The organism is Stenotrophomonas sp. YJH_SMC_40, assembly GCF_059368615.1.
Map to the genome: position 1 here is coordinate 1 of NZ_JCAFRX010000020.1, position 17,120 is coordinate 17,120.

A 17,120-nucleotide genomic window follows, 5' to 3' on the forward strand; every position below is an offset into this window, starting at 1 on the left:
GATCATGTTCTTGACGTAGTCAGCATGGCCCGGGCAATCGACGTGGGCGTAGTGACGGACCGGGGATTCGTATTCGACGTGCGCGGTCGAGATCGTGATACCACGAGCCTTTTCTTCCGGAGCGGCGTCGATCGAGGAGTAATCCTTGAACTCGCCACCGAAGCGCTCGGCACCGATCTTGGTCAGTGCGGCGGTCAGCGTGGTCTTGCCGTGATCGACGTGACCGATGGTGCCGACGTTGACGTGCGGCTTGGTGCGCTCGAACTTACCCTTTGCCATTGTTCTATACCTTGATTGTTCGTAAGTGGTTTCAAGAGAGGCTGAGCGAGGCTCAGCCCTTCTTCATGACGGCTTCGGCGATGTTGGTCGGAGCCGGCTCGTAGTGATCGAATTCCATGGTGAAGGTGGCGCGGCCCTGGGTCTGCGAACGCAGCGCAGTGGCGTAGCCGAACATTTCACCCAGCGGGATCATCGCGTTGATGATGCTGGCCGAACCGTCACCGGTGGTGTCGGAACCCTGCAGCACGCCGCGACGACGGCTGACGTCGCCCATCACGTCACCCTGGTAATCCTCCGGGGTCACGATCTCGACCTTCATGATCGGCTCCAGCAGCACCGGCTTGGCCTTGGCGAAGCCCTGCTTGAAGGCCATCGACGAAGCCAGCTTGAACGCCATTTCCGAGGAGTCGACGTCGTGGTACGAACCGAACACCAGCTTCACCTTGACGTCCACGACCGGGAAGCCAGCCAGCGGACCGCTGGTGATGGTTTCGCGCAGGCCCTTTTCAACCGACGGAATGAATTCCTTCGGGATCACGCCGCCGGTGATGTCGTTGATGAACAGGAAGTCGTCCTTGATGGCCGGAGCCAGCTTCGGATCGGCACGGTCTGCAGCGGTGATCGGCGACAGTTCGATCACGACGTGACCGTACTGACCCTTACCACCGGACTGCTTGGCGTGCTTGTAGTCCGACTTGACGTCGGCCAGGGTGATGGTTTCGCGGTAGGCCACCTGCGGCGCGCCGACGTTGGCTTCAACGTTGAACTCGCGCTTCAGGCGGTCGACGATGATGTCCAGGTGCAGCTCGCCCATGCCCGAGATGATGGTCTGGCCGGATTCTTCGTCGGTCTTGACGCGGAACGACGGATCTTCCTGCGCCAGACGGCCCAGGGCCAGACCCATCTTTTCCTGGTCCGACTTGGTCTTCGGCTCGACGGCCATCGAGATCACCGGCTCCGGGAACGTCATGCGCTCCAGGATGATCGGGGCGTCCACGGCGCACAGGGTGTCACCGGTGGTGGTGTCCTTCAGGCCCACGGCAGCGGCGATGTCACCGGCCAGAACTTCCTTGATTTCCTCGCGGTTGTTCGAGTGCATCTGCAGGATGCGGCCGATGCGCTCCTTCTTGCCCTTCACCGAGTTCAGCACGGTGTCGCCACCGTTCAGGGTGCCCGAGTAGACACGGAAGAAGGTCAGCGCGCCGACGAACGGGTCGGTGATGATCTTGAAGGCCAGCGACGAGAACGGAGCCTTGTCGTCGGACTTGCGGGTCATTTCGACGGTGTCGTCGTCAACGTCCACGCCCTTCACGTCCGGCACGTCGACCGGCGACGGCAGCAGCTGGATCACGCCGTCCAGCATGGCCTGCACGCCCTTGTTCTTGAAGGCCGAGCCGCAGTACATCGGCACGATCTCGGTCGCCAGGGTACGGGTACGCAGGGCGTTGATGATTTCGGCCTCGGCCAGCTCTTCGCCGCCCAGGTACTTTTCCATCAGCTCTTCGCTGGCTTCGGCAGCGGTCTCGACCATGAACTGGCGAGCCTCTTCCGCAGCCGCCTGCAGATCGGCCGGGATGTCGCTGTACTCGAACTTCATGCCCTGCGAAGCCTCATCCCAATGGATGGCCTTCATCTTCAGCAGGTCGACAACGCCCTTGAAGTTGTCTTCAGCGCCGATCGGCAGCTGCATCGGCACGGCAACCGCGCCCAGCTTGGCCTTCAGCTGGCCGACGACCTTCTGGAAGTTGGCACCGGTACGGTCCATCTTGTTGACGAACGCGATGCGCGGCACGTGGTACTTGTTGGCCTGGCGCCACACGGTTTCCGACTGCGGCTGCACGCCACCGACGGCGCACAGGACGAAGACGGCACCGTCGAGCACGCGCAGCGAGCGCTCCACTTCGATGGTGAAGTCGACGTGCCCGGGGGTGTCGATGATGTTGAAGCGGTGCTCCGGCAGGGACTTGTCCATGCCCTTCCAGAACGCGGTGGTGGCAGCGGACTGGATCGTGATGCCACGCTCCTGCTCCTGCTCCATCCAGTCCATGGTGGCGGCGCCGTCATGCACTTCACCGATCTTGTGGCTCTTGCCGGTGTAGAACAGGATGCGCTCGGACGTGGTGGTCTTGCCGGCATCGATGTGAGCCATGATGCCGAAGTTACGGTAACGCTCGATGGGAGTGGAACGGGCCACGGGAGCCTCTCAGATTTCTTGGATTTCGGATGGCCGAACGCCGCCTTTCGGCGGCCTTCGGATTGGCGCAGTCCTTCTGGGACCGCGAGGCAGCACGCACCGAAGTGGTGCTGCCCTGCCTGTTTTACAAGGCCGTCAAACTCACCAGCGGTAGTGGGCGAATGCCTTGTTGGCTTCGGCCATGCGGTGGGTTTCTTCGCGCTTCTTGATGGCGCCACCACGGTTTTCCGAGGCGTCGATCAGTTCAGCAGCCAGCTTCTTCGGCATGGTGTTCTCACCACGCTTGCGCGCGGAGTCGATCAGCCAGCGCATGGCCAGGGCCATCTTGCGCGACGAACGCACTTCGACCGGCACCTGGTAGGTGGCACCACCGACGCGGCGCGACTTGACTTCGACCGCCGGAGCGACGTTGTCCAGAGCCTTCTGCACCAGTTCAATGGCGTTGGCGCTGCTGTTCTTCTCGGTGATCACGTCCATGGCGCCGTACACGATCTTTTCGGCGACGGACTTCTTGCCGCTCTGCATGACCATGTTGATGAAGCGGGCGATGGTTTCGCTTCCGTGCTTCGGATCGGGCAGGACGGAACGCTGCGGAGTATTACCCTTACGCGACATAGTGCTCTCTCCTTATGCCTTCGGACGCTTGGCGCCGTACTTGGAACGGGCCTGGCGACGCTTGGCAACGCCGGCGGCGTCGAGCGAGCCACGAACGGTGTGGTAACGCACACCCGGCAGGTCCTTGACGCGACCGCCGCGGATCAGGACCACGGAGTGCTCCTGCAGGTTGTGGCCTTCACCACCGATGTAGGAAATCACTTCTTCCTGGTTGGTCAGGCGGACCTTGGCAACCTTGCGCAGAGCCGAGTTCGGCTTCTTCGGGGTGGTGGTGTAGACACGGGTGCAGACGCCACGGCGCTGCGGGCACTTGTCGAGCGCCGGCGAGGCACTCTTGTAGGTGGTCGCTTGCCGCGGCTTGCGGACCAGCTGGTTGATCGTCGCCATCAGTAGGTTCTTCTGATTGGTGGCCGGAAAATCCGGCCAGAGATGCGGAAATGTTAAAGCAGGCCAAAATTCTGGCCTGCTGAGACAGACGATTGTAGCAACCTGCCAGGAAAGCAGTCAAACGCCTTCTGTCAAGCCCGTTCCTGATCCCGGAACGTTACTGGGGGGCCTCCATGTACCCCGTTCAGGTTGGCGGGGTGAACCGCAAGCAGTCCACCCTGCCCTGCACCGGTAGAGTCGACTGTCAGTCGACTCTTGATAGCAGTCGACTCTCGATAGCGGTCGACTCTGGATAGCAGTCGACTGACAGTCGACTCTACCCGCCCGGGTGGTCCGGCCCTGAGGCCGGACCCGTGTTTCAGTCTTCCGCGGCCTGTTCAGCTTCGGCTTCAACCACCGGTGCCTCGACCGCGGCCGGGGTGCCGGCAAGGGTCTGCATTTCCGACTCGGTGAGGCCGGAAGCGCCGCGACGGCGGTTGCTGTGGTACGCCAGGCCGGTACCGGCCGGAATCAGGCGACCCACGATGACGTTTTCCTTCAGGCCACGCAGGTTGTCCGAGGTGCCGCGGACGGCCGCTTCGGTCAGCACGCGGGTGGTTTCCTGGAACGACGCGGCCGAGATGAACGATTCGGTCGCCAGCGAGGCCTTGGTGATACCCAGCAGGACCGGATCGAAGTGCGCCGGCAGCTCATTGCGGGCTGCAAGGCGGGCATTCTCCTCGATAACGCGCTGGCGCTCCACCTGTTCGCCGTTCAGGAACTTGCTGCTGCCCTGGTCGGTGATCTCGACCTTGCGCAGCATCTGGCGGGTGATCACCTCGATGTGCTTGTCGTTGATCTTCACGCCCTGCAGGCGGTACACGTCCTGGATTTCCTTCACCAGGTAGGCGGCCAGCGGTTCGACACCCAGCAGGCGCAGGATGTCCTGCGGGCTCGGCTCGCCGTCCACGATGGTTTCACCCTTGGTGACATGCTCGCCTTCGAACACGATGACCTGGCGGTACTTCGGGATCAGCTCTTCGTGCTCCGAACCATCGGTGTCCTTGATGATCAGGCGCTGCTTGCCCTTGGTGTCCTTGCCGAAGCTGATGATGCCCGAACGCTCGGCCAGCACCGCCGGATCCTTCGGCTTGCGCGCTTCGAACAGATCGGCCACGCGCGGCAGACCACCGGTGATGTCGCGGGTCTTCGACGCTTCCTGCGGGATCTTGGCGACCACGTCACCCACGCCGACGGCAGCGCCGTCCTGCAGGTTGACGATCGAGCGCGGCGGCAGCAGGTACTGCGCCGGCAGGTCGGTGCCCGGAATCGACAGGTCGTTGCCCTTGGCGTCGACGATGCGCACGATCGGGCGCAGGTCCTTGGCCTGGGTACCACGACGCTTCGGATCGGTGATTTCGCGCGACGCCAGGCCGGTCAGCTCGTCGGTCTTCTCGATGACGGTGATGCCGTCGACGAAGTCGATGAAGCGGATGAAGCCGGCCACTTCCGACACGATCGGGTGGTTATGCGGATCCCAGTTGGCCACGGTCTGGCCAGCCTTGATCGCATCACCGTCCTTGGACGTGATGGTCGCACCGTACGGCAGCTTGTAACGCTCACGCTCACGGCCGTGGGCATCGAGCACCGAGATTTCGCCCGAGCGCGACACTGCCACCAGCGAGCCGTTGGCATGCTCGACCGACTTGAGGTTGCTGAACTTGACCGAGCCGGTGGTCTTGACGGTGATGTTGTCGACCGCAGCAGCTCGCGACGCCGCACCACCGATGTGGAACGTACGCATGGTCAGCTGGGTACCCGGCTCACCGATGGACTGGGCGGCGATGACGCCGACCGCTTCACCGATGTTGACCAGGTGGCCACGGGCCAGGTCGCGGCCGTAGCAGCGCGAGCAGACGCCGAAGGCCGATTCGCAGGAGATGGTCGAGCGGACCTTGATGGTCTGCACGCCGGCGTCTTCCAGCTTGGCAACCCAGGCTTCGTCCAGCAGGGTGTTGCGGGTGACGATCGGATCTTCGTCGTTGCCCGGCAGGAACACGTCCTCGGCAACCACGCGACCCAGCACGCGGTCCTTCAGCGGCTCGACCACGTCGCCGCCTTCCACGATCGGGGTCATGATCAGGCCTTCGGTGGTACCGCAATCCACCTCGGTGATCACCACGTCCTGTGCCACGTCGACCAGACGACGGGTCAGGTAACCCGAGTTCGCGGTCTTCAGCGCGGTATCGGCCAGACCCTTACGGGCACCGTGGGTGGAGTTGAAGTACTCCTGCACGTTCAGGCCTTCGCGGAAGTTCGCCTTGATGGGCGTCTCGATGATCGAGCCGTCCGGGCGGGCCATCAGGCCACGCATGCCGGCCAGCTGACGGATCTGCGCCTGCGAACCACGCGCACCGGAGTCGGCCATGATGTACAGCGAGTTCATCGACTTCTGGTCGATGGTCTCACCCTTGGCATTGACCACCTTCTCGGTACCGATGGTGTCCATCATCGCCTTGGCGATGCGCTCGTTGGTGCGCGACCAGATGTCGACCACCTTGTTGTAGCGCTCGCCGGCGGTGACCAGGCCCGACTGGTACTGCTCCTGGATTTCCAGCACTTCGGCTTCGGCCTCGGTGAGGATGCCCTTCTTCTCGTCCGGGATCAGCATGTCGTCGATGCCGATCGAGACGCCGGCGCGGGTCGCGTAGGCGAAGCCGGTGTACATCAGCTTGTCGGCGAACACGACCGTGTCCTTCAGGCCCAGCTGACGGTAGCTGGAGTTGATCAGGCGGCTGATGTTCTTCTTGGTCAGCTCGGTGTTGGCCAGCGCGAACGGCAGGCCTTCCGGCAGGATTTCAGCCAGCAGGGCGCGACCGATCGTGGTGTCCACGATCGAGGTCTTGTTCTGCTTGTTGCCGTCTTCGTCGGTCACCACTTCGGTGATGCGGACCTTGACGCGCGCGTGCAGTTCCACCACGCGGTTGTCGTAGGCACGCTTCACTTCGGCGATGTTGGCGAAGGCCATGCCCTCGCCCTTCTTGTTTTCCAGCGAGCGGGTCATGTAGTACAGACCCAGCACGACGTCCTGCGACGGCACGATGATCGGCTCGCCGTTGGCCGGCGACAGGATGTTGTTGGTCGACATCATCAGCGCACGCGCTTCCAGCTGGGCTTCCAGCGAGAGCGGCACGTGGACGGCCATCTGGTCACCGTCGAAGTCGGCGTTGAACGCGGTGCAGACCAGCGGGTGCAGCTGGATGGCCTTGCCTTCGATCAGCACCGGCTCGAACGCCTGGATGCCCAGACGGTGCAGGGTCGGCGCACGGTTCAGCATCACCGGGTGCTCGCGGATGACCTCTTCCAGGATGTCCCAGACTTCGGCTTCTTCGCGCTCGACCAGCTTCTTTGCGGCCTTGATGGTGGTGGCCAGGCCACGACGCTGCAGCTTGGCGAAGACGAACGGCTTGAACAGCTCGAGCGCCATCTTCTTCGGCAGGCCGCACTGGTGCAGGCGCAGGTACGGGCCGACCACGATGACCGAACGGCCCGAGTAGTCGACGCGCTTGCCGAGCAGGTTCTGGCGGAAGCGACCCTGCTTGCCCTTGATCATGTCGGCCAGCGACTTCAGCGGGCGCTTGTTGGTGCCGGTGATGGCACGGCCACGACGGCCGTTGTCCAGCAGCGCATCGACCGACTCCTGCAGCATGCGCTTTTCATTGCGCACGATGATGTCCGGCGCGCTCAGTTCGAGCAGGCGGCGCAGGCGGTTGTTGCGGTTGATGACGCGGCGGTACAGGTCGTTCAGGTCGGAGGTCGCGAAGCGGCCGCCATCCAGCGGGACCAGCGGACGCAGGTCCGGCGGCAGCACCGGCAGCACGGTCATGACCATCCATTCCGGACGGTTGCCCGATTCCAGGAAGGCTTCGATCAGCTTGATGCGCTTGGTGAGGCGCTTGAGCTTGGTTTCCGAACCGGTAGCGGCGATTTCCTCGCGCAGGCGGGTCATTTCCGACTGCAGGTCGATCGTGCGCAGCAGTTCGTACACGGCCTCGGCGCCCATCGCGGCGTCGAAGTCGTCACCGTGCTCCTGGCGGGCCTGCAGGTACTGTTCCTCGGTCAGCAGCTGGCGGCGCTCCAGGGCAGTCAGGCCCGGCTCGGTCACCACGTAGGCTTCGAAGTACAGCACGCGCTCGATGTCGCGCAGGGTCATGTCCAGCATCAGGCCGATGCGCGACGGCAGCGACTTCAGGAACCAGATGTGCGCGACCGGCGAGGCCAGGTCGATGTGGCCCATGCGCTCGCGGCGCACCTTGGCAAGGGTCACTTCGGTGCCGCACTTTTCGCAGACCACGCCGCGGTGCTTCATGCGCTTGTACTTGCCGCACAGGCACTCGTAGTCCTTCACCGGGCCGAAGATGGCGGCGCAGAACAGGCCGTCGCGTTCCGGCTTGAAGGTGCGGTAGTTGATAGTTTCCGGCTTCTTCACTTCGCCGAAGGACCACGAACGGATCAGGTCCGGCGAAGCCAGCGCGATCTTGATCGCGTCGAAGTCCAGCGTCTGGCGCTGCTGGTTGAAGAGGTTGAGCAGGTCTTTCATGGTGTTCTCCAGAAGGAGGAATGCTGTGTCGATGGGCTTTCAGTTCACTGCCAGCGGCGCGGCGGCGTTGACCGCCGCGCCGGCATGGATCAGTTGTCTTCCAGTTCCATGTTGATGGCCAGCGAGCGGATTTCCTTCACGAGCACGTTGAAGGATTCCGGCATGCCCGCGACCATCTCGTGCTCACCGTCGACGATGTTCTTGTACATCTGGTTGCGGCCCTGCACGTCATCGGACTTCACCGTCAGCATTTCCTGCAGGGTGTAGGCCGCGCCGTAGGCTTCCAGCGCCCAGACTTCCATTTCACCGAAGCGCTGGCCGCCGAACTGCGCCTTGCCGCCCAGCGGCTGCTGGGTGACGAGCGAGTACGGACCGGTCGAACGGGCGTGCATCTTGTCGTCGACCAGGTGGTTCAGCTTCAGGTAGTGCATGTAACCCACGGTGGTGTGGCGATCGAACGCTTCACCGGTGCGGCCGTCGTACAGCTGGGTCTGGCCACTGCTCGGCAGATCGGCCAGTTCCAGCATGCGCTTGATTTCCGCTTCGGTGGCACCGTCGAACACCGGGGTGGCCATCGGCACGCCGTCGGTGAGGTTACGGGCCAGGCGCAGCAGCTCCTCGTCGCTGAACTGCGACAGGTCGACACGGTTGGCCACGTTGGTGTCGTCGTGGTTGTAGATGTCATCCAGGAACTTGCGCAGGTCGGCAACCGCCGCCTGGGCCTCCATCATCGCCTGGATCTTGCGGCCCAGGCCCTTGGCCGCCCAGCCCAGGTGCACTTCCAGGATCTGGCCGATGTTCATACGCGACGGCACGCCCAGCGGGTTCAGCACGATGTCCACGGTTTCGCCCGAGGCCATGTACGGCATGTCCTCGACCGGCACCACGTTGGAGACCACACCCTTGTTGCCGTGGCGGCCTGCCATCTTGTCGCCCGGCTGGATGCGGCGCTTCACGGCCAGGAACACCTTGACCATCTTCAGCACGCCCGGGGCGAGGTCGTCACCGGCGGTGATCTTGCCGCGCTTGTCGGCGAAGCGACGCTCGAATTCCTTCTCGTGCGCCTGGATCTGCTTCTGCGCGCGCTCGATGGCTTCCGAAGCGTCCTCGTCCTTCATGCGCAGGGCGAACCAGTCAGCCTTCTTCAGGCCGTCCAGGAAGGCGTCGGTGATCACGTCACCCTTCTTCAGGCCAGCGCCACCGTTGACCACCTTGCCCACGATCTGCGAACGCAGACGCATGTAGATGGCGGCTTCCAGGATGCGGAACTGGTCGTCGAAGTCCTTCTTGACGCGCTTGATTTCAGACTCTTCGATCTGGCGGGCGCGCTTGTCCTTCTCGATGCCGTCGCGGGTGAAGACCTGCACGTCGATGACGGTGCCGTCCATGCCCGGCGGAACGCGCAGCGAGCTGTCCTTAACGTCCGAAGCCTTCTCGCCGAAGATCGCGCGCAGCAGCTTCTCTTCCGGGGTCAGCTGGCTTTCGCCCTTCGGGGTGACCTTGCCGACCATGATGTCGCCGGCGCGGACTTCCGCACCGATGTACACCACGCCGCTCTCGTCCAGGCGGTTCAGCGCCTGCTCGGAGACGTTCGGGATGTCGGCGGAGATTTCCTCCGGCCCCAGCTTGGTGTCACGCGCGACGCAGGTCAGCTCTTCGATGTGGATCGTGGTGTAACGATCCTCTTCCACCACGCGCTCGGAGAGCAGGATGGAGTCTTCGAAGTTGTAGCCGTTCCACGGCATGAACGCGATCAGCATGTTCTGGCCCAGGGCCAGTTCGCCGATGTCGGTGGACGGACCGTCGGCCAGCACGTCGCCGCGGGCGATGACGTCACCCACCTGGACCAGCGGACGCTGGTTGATGCAGGTGTTCTGGTTCGAACGGGTGTACTTGACCAGGTTGTAGATGTCCACGCCTGCATCGGTGGCGCCAACGATCTCTTCCTCGTTGACCTTGACCACGATGCGGGCCGCGTCGATCTGCACGATCTCGCCACCACGGCGGGCGTTCACGGTCACACCGGAGTCACGCGCCACGGCGCGCTCGATGCCGGTACCGACCAGCGGCTTCTGCGCACGCAGGGTCGGCACCGCCTGACGCTGCATGTTGGCGCCCATCAGTGCGCGGTTCGCGTCATCGTGCTCCAGGAACGGAACCAGCGCGGCCGCGATCGACACGGTCTGCATCGGCGAGACGTCCATGAAGTGGACTTCCGCCGGCGGCTTCAGCAGCGATTCGCCCTGGAAGCGGCACGGAACGAACTGCTCGGTCAGGGTGCCCTTGGCGTCGGTCAGCGCGTTGGCCTGCGCAATGACGTACTCGTTTTCTTCGATCGCCGACAGGAACTCGACTTCGTCATAGACCTTGCCGTCCACGACCTTGCGGTACGGAGTCTCGAGGAAACCGTACTGGTTGGTGCGGGCGTACACGGCCAGCGAGTTGATCAGGCCGATGTTCGGGCCTTCCGGGGTTTCGATGGTGCAGACGCGGCCGTAATGGGTCGGGTGCACGTCGCGCACTTCGAAGCCGGCGCGCTCACGGGTCAGGCCGCCCGGGCCCAGGGCCGAGACGCGACGCTTGTGGGTCACTTCCGACAGCGGGTTGTTCTGGTCCATGAACTGCGACAGCTGCGAGGAGCCGAAGAACTCCTTGATGGCAGCGGCAACCGGCTTGGCGTTGATCAGCTCCTGCGGGGTCAGGCCTTCGGACTCGGCCATCGACAGGCGCTCCTTGACCGCGCGCTCGACGCGGACCAGGCCGACGCGGAACACGTTCTCGGCCATTTCGCCGACCGAACGCACGCGACGGTTGCCCAGGTGGTCGATATCGTCGACCACGCCGCGACCGTTGCGGATCTCGGTCAGGACCTTGATCACGTCCAGGATGTCGGAGCTGTCGCCGTGGGCGGCGACCAGGCGCTTGGACTCTTCGTCGTTGCGCTCACCGAAGTACTTGCTGTCGTACAGCACGGCTTCGCCGGTGGTTTCCTTGCGGCCCACGCGGCGGTTGAACTTCATGCGGCCGACCGCGGACAGGTCGTAGCGCTCGAAGGTGAAGAACAGGTTGTGGAACAGGTTCTGCGCAGCGTCCTTGGTCGGCGGCTCGCCCGGACGCATCATGCGGTAGATCTCGACCAGGGCTTCCAGCTGGGTCTTGGTCGGGTCGATGCGCAGGGTGTTGGACAGGTACGGACCACGATCCAGATCGTTCACCCACAGGGTGCCCACGGCATCCACACCGGCCTTGCGGAAGGCCTGCAGCTGCTCGTCGGTGATCTCGTCATTGGCCTGGGCCAGCAGTTCGCCGGTCGAGGCGTCAACCACGTCGTGCGACAGGATGCGGCCGACGATGTAGTCGTCCGGCACGGCCAGGGCGGCGATGCCCGAGGCTTCCAGCTGCTTGATGTGGCGCGCGGTGATGCGCTTGCCGGCTTCCACGATGACCTTGTCGCCGTCGGCGAGGTCGAAGCCCAGGGTTTCGCCACGCAGGCGCTCCGGCACCAGCTCCAGCTGGACGCCTTCATCCGGGTTGATGTGGAAGGTGTTGATCTCGAAGAACTCGGCCAGCATCTCTTCGTTGCTGTAGCCGAGCGCGCGCAGCAGGATCGACACCGGCAGCTTGCGGCGACGGTCGATACGGGTGAACAGCGCGTCCTTCGGGTCGAACTCGAAGTCCAGCCAGGAGCCGCGGTAAGGAATGATGCGGGCGCTGTACAGCAGCTTGCCCGAGCTGTGGGTCTTGCCACGATCGTGGTCGAAGAACACGCCCGGCGAGCGGTGCAGCTGCGAGACGATGACGCGCTCGGTGCCGTTGACGATGAAGGTGCCGTTCTCGGTCATCAGCGGGATTTCGCCCAGATAGACCTCCTGCTCCTTCACGTACTTGATGGCCTTGGTCGACGACTCACGGTCGTAGATCACCAGGCGCACGGTCACGCGCAGCGGGGCGCCGTAGCTCATGCCACGCTGGCGGCACTCGCGCTCGTCGAAGACCGGTTCGCCCAGCTTGTAGCCGACGTATTCCAGGGCAGCGTTGCCGCTGTAGCTGGCGATCGGGAAGACCGACTTCAGCGCAGCATGCAGGCCGTGGTCCGTGCGCTTGGCCGGATCGACGTTTTCCTGCAGGAATTCACGATAGGAATCCACCTGGATGGCGAGCAGGAACGGCACTTCGAGAATCGAGCGCTGCTTGCCGAAATCCTTGCGGATACGCTTTTTTTCGGTGAACGAATAGGACGTCATGAGGTCTTCCACCTTGTTGTGCGGATCGTGCGCCCACGATCCGAAGGGAACTTGAAATTGTCAGTTGGAAGTCGCTGGTATTGCCGGCACCAGCACGCCTTCTCCCGCTACTTCCAACTGCCAACTCGTCTGCTACCACGCCCCTGCTGCCGCGCACTGCGCTGGCCGGCGGGGTTTGACTGCAGCCCGTGTTGGGCTTTTTGCTGCATTTGAAACGGTAGAGTCGACTGTTAGTCGACTTCCTTCACAGCAGTCGACCAACAGTCGACCCTACCGACACCGCAACAACGACCAAAGGCCGGGGGCTTACACCCCCAGCCTTGGCTGCATCGCCGTGAATCGGTGACGATGCAAGGTAACTGCTTACTTGACTTCGACAGTCGCGCCAGCAGCTTCCAGGTCCTTCTTCATCTTCTCGGCGTCTTCCTTCGAAGCGCCTTCCTTCAGGACGCCACCGGCTTCGGCCAGGTCCTTCGCTTCCTTCAGGCCCAGGCCGGTGATGGCGCGGACGGCCTTGATGACTTCGACCTTCTTGTCGCCGGCCGACTTCAGGGTGACAGTGAACTCGGTCTGCTCTTCAGCGGCAACGGCCGGGCCGGCGTTGACAGCCACGGCGACCGGAGCAGCGGCGGAGACGCCGAACTTCTCTTCGATGGCCTTGACCAGCTCCATCACTTCCATCAGGGACTTCTCGGCGATGGCGTCGACGATCTGTTCGTTGGTAAGGGACATGATTAATACCTTTGGATGATTTTCTGGGTTGAGGTTCCGTCAGGAACCACGGTAAGTCGAAACTCAGGCGGTCTCGGCGGCCGGTTCGGCAGCGTCGGCGGCGACGTCGCCACCACCCTGCTTCTCGCCAACGGCCTTGATGGCGCGGGCAAACATCGTGACCGGCTCGGTCAGGACGCGGGCCAGCATGGCCAGGGCCTGGTCGCGGGTCGGCAGCGAGGCCAGCACGTCGACGTGGCTTGCCGGGAACACTTCGCCACCGATGGCGACGACCTTAGCCTTCAGCTTGTCGTTGCCCTTGGCGGCTTCCTTGATCAGGCGACCGGCAGCGCCGGGCTCCTCGAGCGAGAACGCGTACAGCAGCGGACCAACCATCTGGTCCTGGGCGACTGCGAACTCGGTGCCTTCAACGGCGCGCGAAGCCAGGGTGTTCTTGACAACCTTCAAGAAAACACCGGTTTCACGAGCCTGCTTGCGCATCGCGGTCATCTGGGCGACCGTGGTGCCAGCGTATTCGGCTGCGATCAAGGAGTGGGCCTTGGCGGCGACGTCTGCCAGCTCGGCGACTACTTCTTGCTTCTGGGACAGATTGAGAGCCATTGCACTCCTCCTATTGAACTCCGCTTACGGCTCCTGCCGTGTGCGGTCCTGTGCGGCATCCGTCCTGGACGCCGGGAACATCGGGATGATGTTCCGGGGGTGGGCCGTTCTAGACCTGGAGTGGGCCAACCTGGGAAATCCCAGACGTGCGTGAACCAGAAAAACTCCAGAAGGGCACCATCTACGCAGGGTGATTCCGGGGAATCAATTAAGCGCTCATGACTGCTCCGGCGGCGACTCCTTGCCAGATCGAGCTTCCGTGCCCGTCGCCGGTATTGCCACGACCGCGCCTGCGGTCTTTGACGGCTACCGCGGGCGATGCACTGCCAACGATGCCTTCAAATGTCACGGTCACGGCACCGAAGGTACCGTGACCGCTTGAAACAATTACTTCAGGGTCAGCGACGACTGGTCGACGGTGACGCCCGGGCCCATCGTCGAGCTGACCGAAACCTTCTGCAGGTAGGTGCCCTTCGAGGTGGCCGGCTTGGCCTTGATCAGGTCCAGCAGCAGCGCGGTCAGGTTCGACTTCAGCGCGTCTTCGGCGAAGTCGGCCTTGCCGATGGTGCAGTGGATGATGCCGGCCTTGTCGGTGCGGTAACGGACCTGACCCGACTTGGCGTTCTTCACGGCTTCACCCGGGTTCGGGGAAACGGTGCCGACCTTCGGGTTCGGCATCAGGCCGCGCGGACCCAGCACGGTGCCCAGCTTACCGACGACGCGCATGGCGTCCGGGGTCGCGATGACGACGTCGTAGTTCAGATCGCCGGCCTGCATCTTCTCGGCCAGATCATCCATACCGACGGCTTCGGCGCCAGCGGCCAGGGCTTCATCAGCCTTGGCACCGGCCGGAGCGAACACGGCGACGCGGACCGACTTGCCGGTACCGGCCGGCAGCACGGTGGAGCCACGGACCTGCTGGTCGGACTTCTTCGCATCGACGCCCAGGCGCACAGCGACGTCGATCGACTCGACGAACTTGGCCTTGGTGGCGCTCTTCAGGATGTTGATCGCGTCCTCGAAGGCGTATGCCTTGCCCGGAACGACGGCGGCCTTGATGGCCTTCTCACGCTTGGTCTGTGCCATCTTATTAACCCTCCACCACGAGGCCCATGGAACGGGCAGAGCCAGCGATGGTACGCACGGCGGCGTCCAGATCGGCGGCAGTCAGATCCGGTTCCTTCGCCTTGGCGATCTCTTCCAGCTGCTTACGGGTGACCTTGCCGACCTTCTCGGTGTTCGGGCGCTTGGAGCCCGACGAGATGCCAGCGGCCTTCTTCAGCAGGGTGGTGGCCGGGGTGCTCTTGGTGATGAAGGTGAACGTACGGTCCGAGTAGGCCGTGATGATCACCGGAACCGGCAGACCCGGCTCGAGCTTCTGCGTGGCAGCGTTGAACGCCTTGCAGAATTCCATGATGTTCAGACCGCGCTGACCCAGCGCAGGACCGACCGGCGGCGAGGGGTTGGCCTGACCGGCCTTCACCTGCAGCTTGATGTAACCGACAACTTTCTTTGCCATGTGAGTACTCTCCGGGTGCTAGCGCCTTTCGACAACAGGCTCCCCATCGGACCGGGAATCACGCGTCCCGGCATCGCGTTTTGAAATCATGCTGAAGGCCACCTTGCGGCGGCCTCGTCCTGCTGGCTTCCCAGCGGGGAGCCGCGCACTATATCAGGTTTTTTCTTCACATGCCTGAAGCGGCATATAAACGGACGAAACCGGGCAAGGCCCGGTTCCTGGTTCCGTAGAGTCGAGCTTGCTCGACCGATCAGCAAAGTCGAGCAAGCTCGACTCTACAGCTGGATCAGACGGCCTTTTCGACCTGGCCGAACTCGAGTTCGACCGGAGTGGCACGACCGAAGATCAGCACCGAGACGCGCAGACGGCTCTTCTCGTAGTTGACCTCTTCGACGACGCCATTGAAATCGTTGAACGGGCCGTCGGTGACGCGGACCATCTGGCCCGGCTCGAACAGCACCTTCGGACGCGGCTTCTCGACACCTTCCTGAACGCGGTTCAGGATGGCTTCGGCCTCGGAATCGGCAATCGGCAGCGGACGGTCGGCGGTGCCGCCGATGAAGCCCATCACGCGCGGGGTTTCCTTGACCAGGTGCCAGCTTTCGTTGTCGATGCGCGGAATACCGGCTTCTTCGTGGGTCTCGATCTGGACCAGCACGTAACCCGGGAAAAACTTGCGCTCGGAGCGGCGCTTCTGGCCAGCGCGCATCTCGACCACTTCTTCGGTCGGGACCAGGACATCGCCGAAGCGCTCTTCCATGCCGTCACGGACGATGCGATCGCGCAGAGCCTGCGCCACCGACTTCTCGAAGCCCGAATAGGCGTGAACGACGTACCAACGCTTCATGCAATTCTCCTTAGCGGCTCAGGAACAACTGAACCAGCCACTGAATGACGTAATCGAACCCACCCAGCAACAGACTGAGAATGGTCACCACCACCATCACGACCCAGGTCATGCGGATGGCTTCCTGGCGCGTCGGCCAGACCACCTTGCGCAGTTCGAAGCGCGACTCGGAGAGGAATTCGCGGGTGTCGCGCCCCTTGCCGGTCAGCATGAACACGCCGATACCGCCAACCAGACCGACCACGACCGCCAACGCACGCAGCTGACCCGCCCACGCACCCAGCTGGGTGGCGCGACCGGAGTCGGCGGAGAACCAGAACCAGACGAACAGACCGGCCAGCACCAGCAGCGATGCGGCGACGTACTTGACGATATCCCCGCCGTTGGCGGAGTTGTCCTTGGAGTGTTCGATCTTGCTATTCATCCGGCTGTGTCTGCTTTAGCGGCCCAGGCCGCTGGATAAGGTGGGCAGATGGCACGCCAGGAGGGACTCGAACCCCCAACCTGCGGTTTTGGAGACCGCTGCTCTGCCAATTGAGCTACTGGCGTACGTGTTAAAACTTGCCTTCCCTTAGACGGCGAAGGCGGACCGAGGTTCCCGGCCCGCCATTCGCGTAACCGGCGGCGCTATGCAACCACCGGTACTGCAGGCTTACTCGATGATCTTCGAGACCACGCCGGCGCCGACGGTACGGCCGCCTTCGCGGATAGCGAAGCGCAGGCCTTCGTCCATTGCCACCGGATTGATCAGGGTGACGACCATCTTGACGTTGTCACCCGGCATCACCATTTCGACGCCTTCCGGCAGAGCAGCTGCGCCGGTGATGTCAGTGGTGCGGAAGTAGAACTGCGGACGGTAGCCGTTGAAGAACGGGGTGTGACGGCCGCCCTCGTCCTTCGACAGGACGTAGACTTCGCCTTCGAACTTGGTGTGCGGCTTGATCGAACCCGGCTTGGCCAGGACCTGGCCACGCTCGACGTCGTCACGCTTGGTGCCGCGCAGCAGCAGGCCAGCGTTGTCGCCTGCCTGACCCTGGTCCAGCAGCTTGCGGAACATTTCAACGCCGGTCACGGTGGTCTTCTGCACCGGACGGATGCCGACGATTTCGATTTCGTCGCCAACC

General features: G+C 63.3%; 13 protein-coding genes and 1 tRNA gene. All 14 read right to left on the bottom strand.

Going from position 1 to position 17,120, the window contains the following annotated elements; genetic code table 11:
• Positions 1-279, bottom strand: a 279-nt coding sequence (locus AC5P6X_RS21415) for a GTP-binding protein (RefSeq protein ID WP_256727511.1), incomplete at its 3' end; no start/stop codon positions are given.
• Between the two features lie 52 nt (positions 280-331).
• A complete protein-coding gene (gene fusA, locus AC5P6X_RS21420) occupies positions 332-2,473 on the bottom strand; it encodes an elongation factor G (protein WP_012479235.1) in 2,142 nt (713 codons plus the stop codon).
• A gap of 141 nt (positions 2,474-2,614) precedes the next feature.
• The gene (gene rpsG, locus AC5P6X_RS21425) at positions 2,615-3,088 is read right to left on the bottom strand and encodes a 30S ribosomal protein S7 (protein ID WP_004145321.1); all 474 of its coding nucleotides are present in this window, start codon (positions 3,086-3,088) and stop codon (positions 2,615-2,617) included.
• Between the two features lie 12 nt (positions 3,089-3,100).
• Positions 3,101-3,475 (bottom strand): 30S ribosomal protein S12, encoded by a 375-nt coding sequence (gene rpsL / locus AC5P6X_RS21430; RefSeq protein WP_004145320.1) that lies wholly within the window; start codon positions 3,473-3,475, stop codon positions 3,101-3,103.
• 358 nt (positions 3,476-3,833) lie between these two features.
• A complete protein-coding gene (gene rpoC, locus AC5P6X_RS21435; protein ID WP_495215602.1) occupies positions 3,834-8,054 on the bottom strand; it encodes a DNA-directed RNA polymerase subunit beta' in 4,221 nt (1,406 codons plus the stop codon).
• Positions 8,055-8,143: 89 nt separating this feature from the next.
• The gene (gene rpoB / locus AC5P6X_RS21440; protein WP_005408205.1) at positions 8,144-12,298 is read right to left on the bottom strand and encodes a DNA-directed RNA polymerase subunit beta; all 4,155 of its coding nucleotides are present in this window, start codon (positions 12,296-12,298) and stop codon (positions 8,144-8,146) included.
• A gap of 363 nt (positions 12,299-12,661) precedes the next feature.
• Positions 12,662-13,030 (bottom strand): 50S ribosomal protein L7/L12, encoded by a 369-nt coding sequence (gene rplL / locus AC5P6X_RS21445; RefSeq protein ID WP_049403868.1) that lies wholly within the window; start codon positions 13,028-13,030, stop codon positions 12,662-12,664.
• A gap of 63 nt (positions 13,031-13,093) precedes the next feature.
• Entirely contained in the window at positions 13,094-13,630 is a 537-nt protein-coding gene (gene rplJ / locus AC5P6X_RS21450) for a 50S ribosomal protein L10 (protein WP_005408203.1), read from the bottom strand.
• A gap of 387 nt (positions 13,631-14,017) precedes the next feature.
• Positions 14,018-14,716: a 50S ribosomal protein L1 gene (gene rplA / locus AC5P6X_RS21455; protein WP_004154350.1), complete on the bottom strand. Its 699-nt coding sequence runs from the start codon at positions 14,714-14,716 to the stop codon at positions 14,018-14,020.
• Between the two features lie 4 nt (positions 14,717-14,720).
• Entirely contained in the window at positions 14,721-15,149 is a 429-nt protein-coding gene (rplK, locus tag AC5P6X_RS21460; protein WP_004145248.1) for a 50S ribosomal protein L11, read from the bottom strand.
• Positions 15,150-15,435: 286 nt separating this feature from the next.
• Complete coding sequence (nusG, locus tag AC5P6X_RS21465; protein WP_004154362.1) at positions 15,436-15,996, bottom strand: transcription termination/antitermination protein NusG; 561 nt, start codon at positions 15,994-15,996, stop codon at positions 15,436-15,438.
• 10 nt (positions 15,997-16,006) lie between these two features.
• On the bottom strand, positions 16,007-16,420 hold the full coding sequence (gene secE, locus AC5P6X_RS21470; protein WP_005408202.1) for a preprotein translocase subunit SecE: 414 nt from the start codon (positions 16,418-16,420) through the stop codon (positions 16,007-16,009).
• A gap of 49 nt (positions 16,421-16,469) precedes the next feature.
• Positions 16,470-16,545, bottom strand: a tRNA-Trp gene (locus AC5P6X_RS21475).
• Positions 16,546-16,648: 103 nt separating this feature from the next.
• On the bottom strand, positions 16,649-17,120 hold a 472-nt coding region (locus AC5P6X_RS21480; protein ID WP_495213346.1), incomplete at its 5' end, for an EF-Tu C-terminal domain-related protein.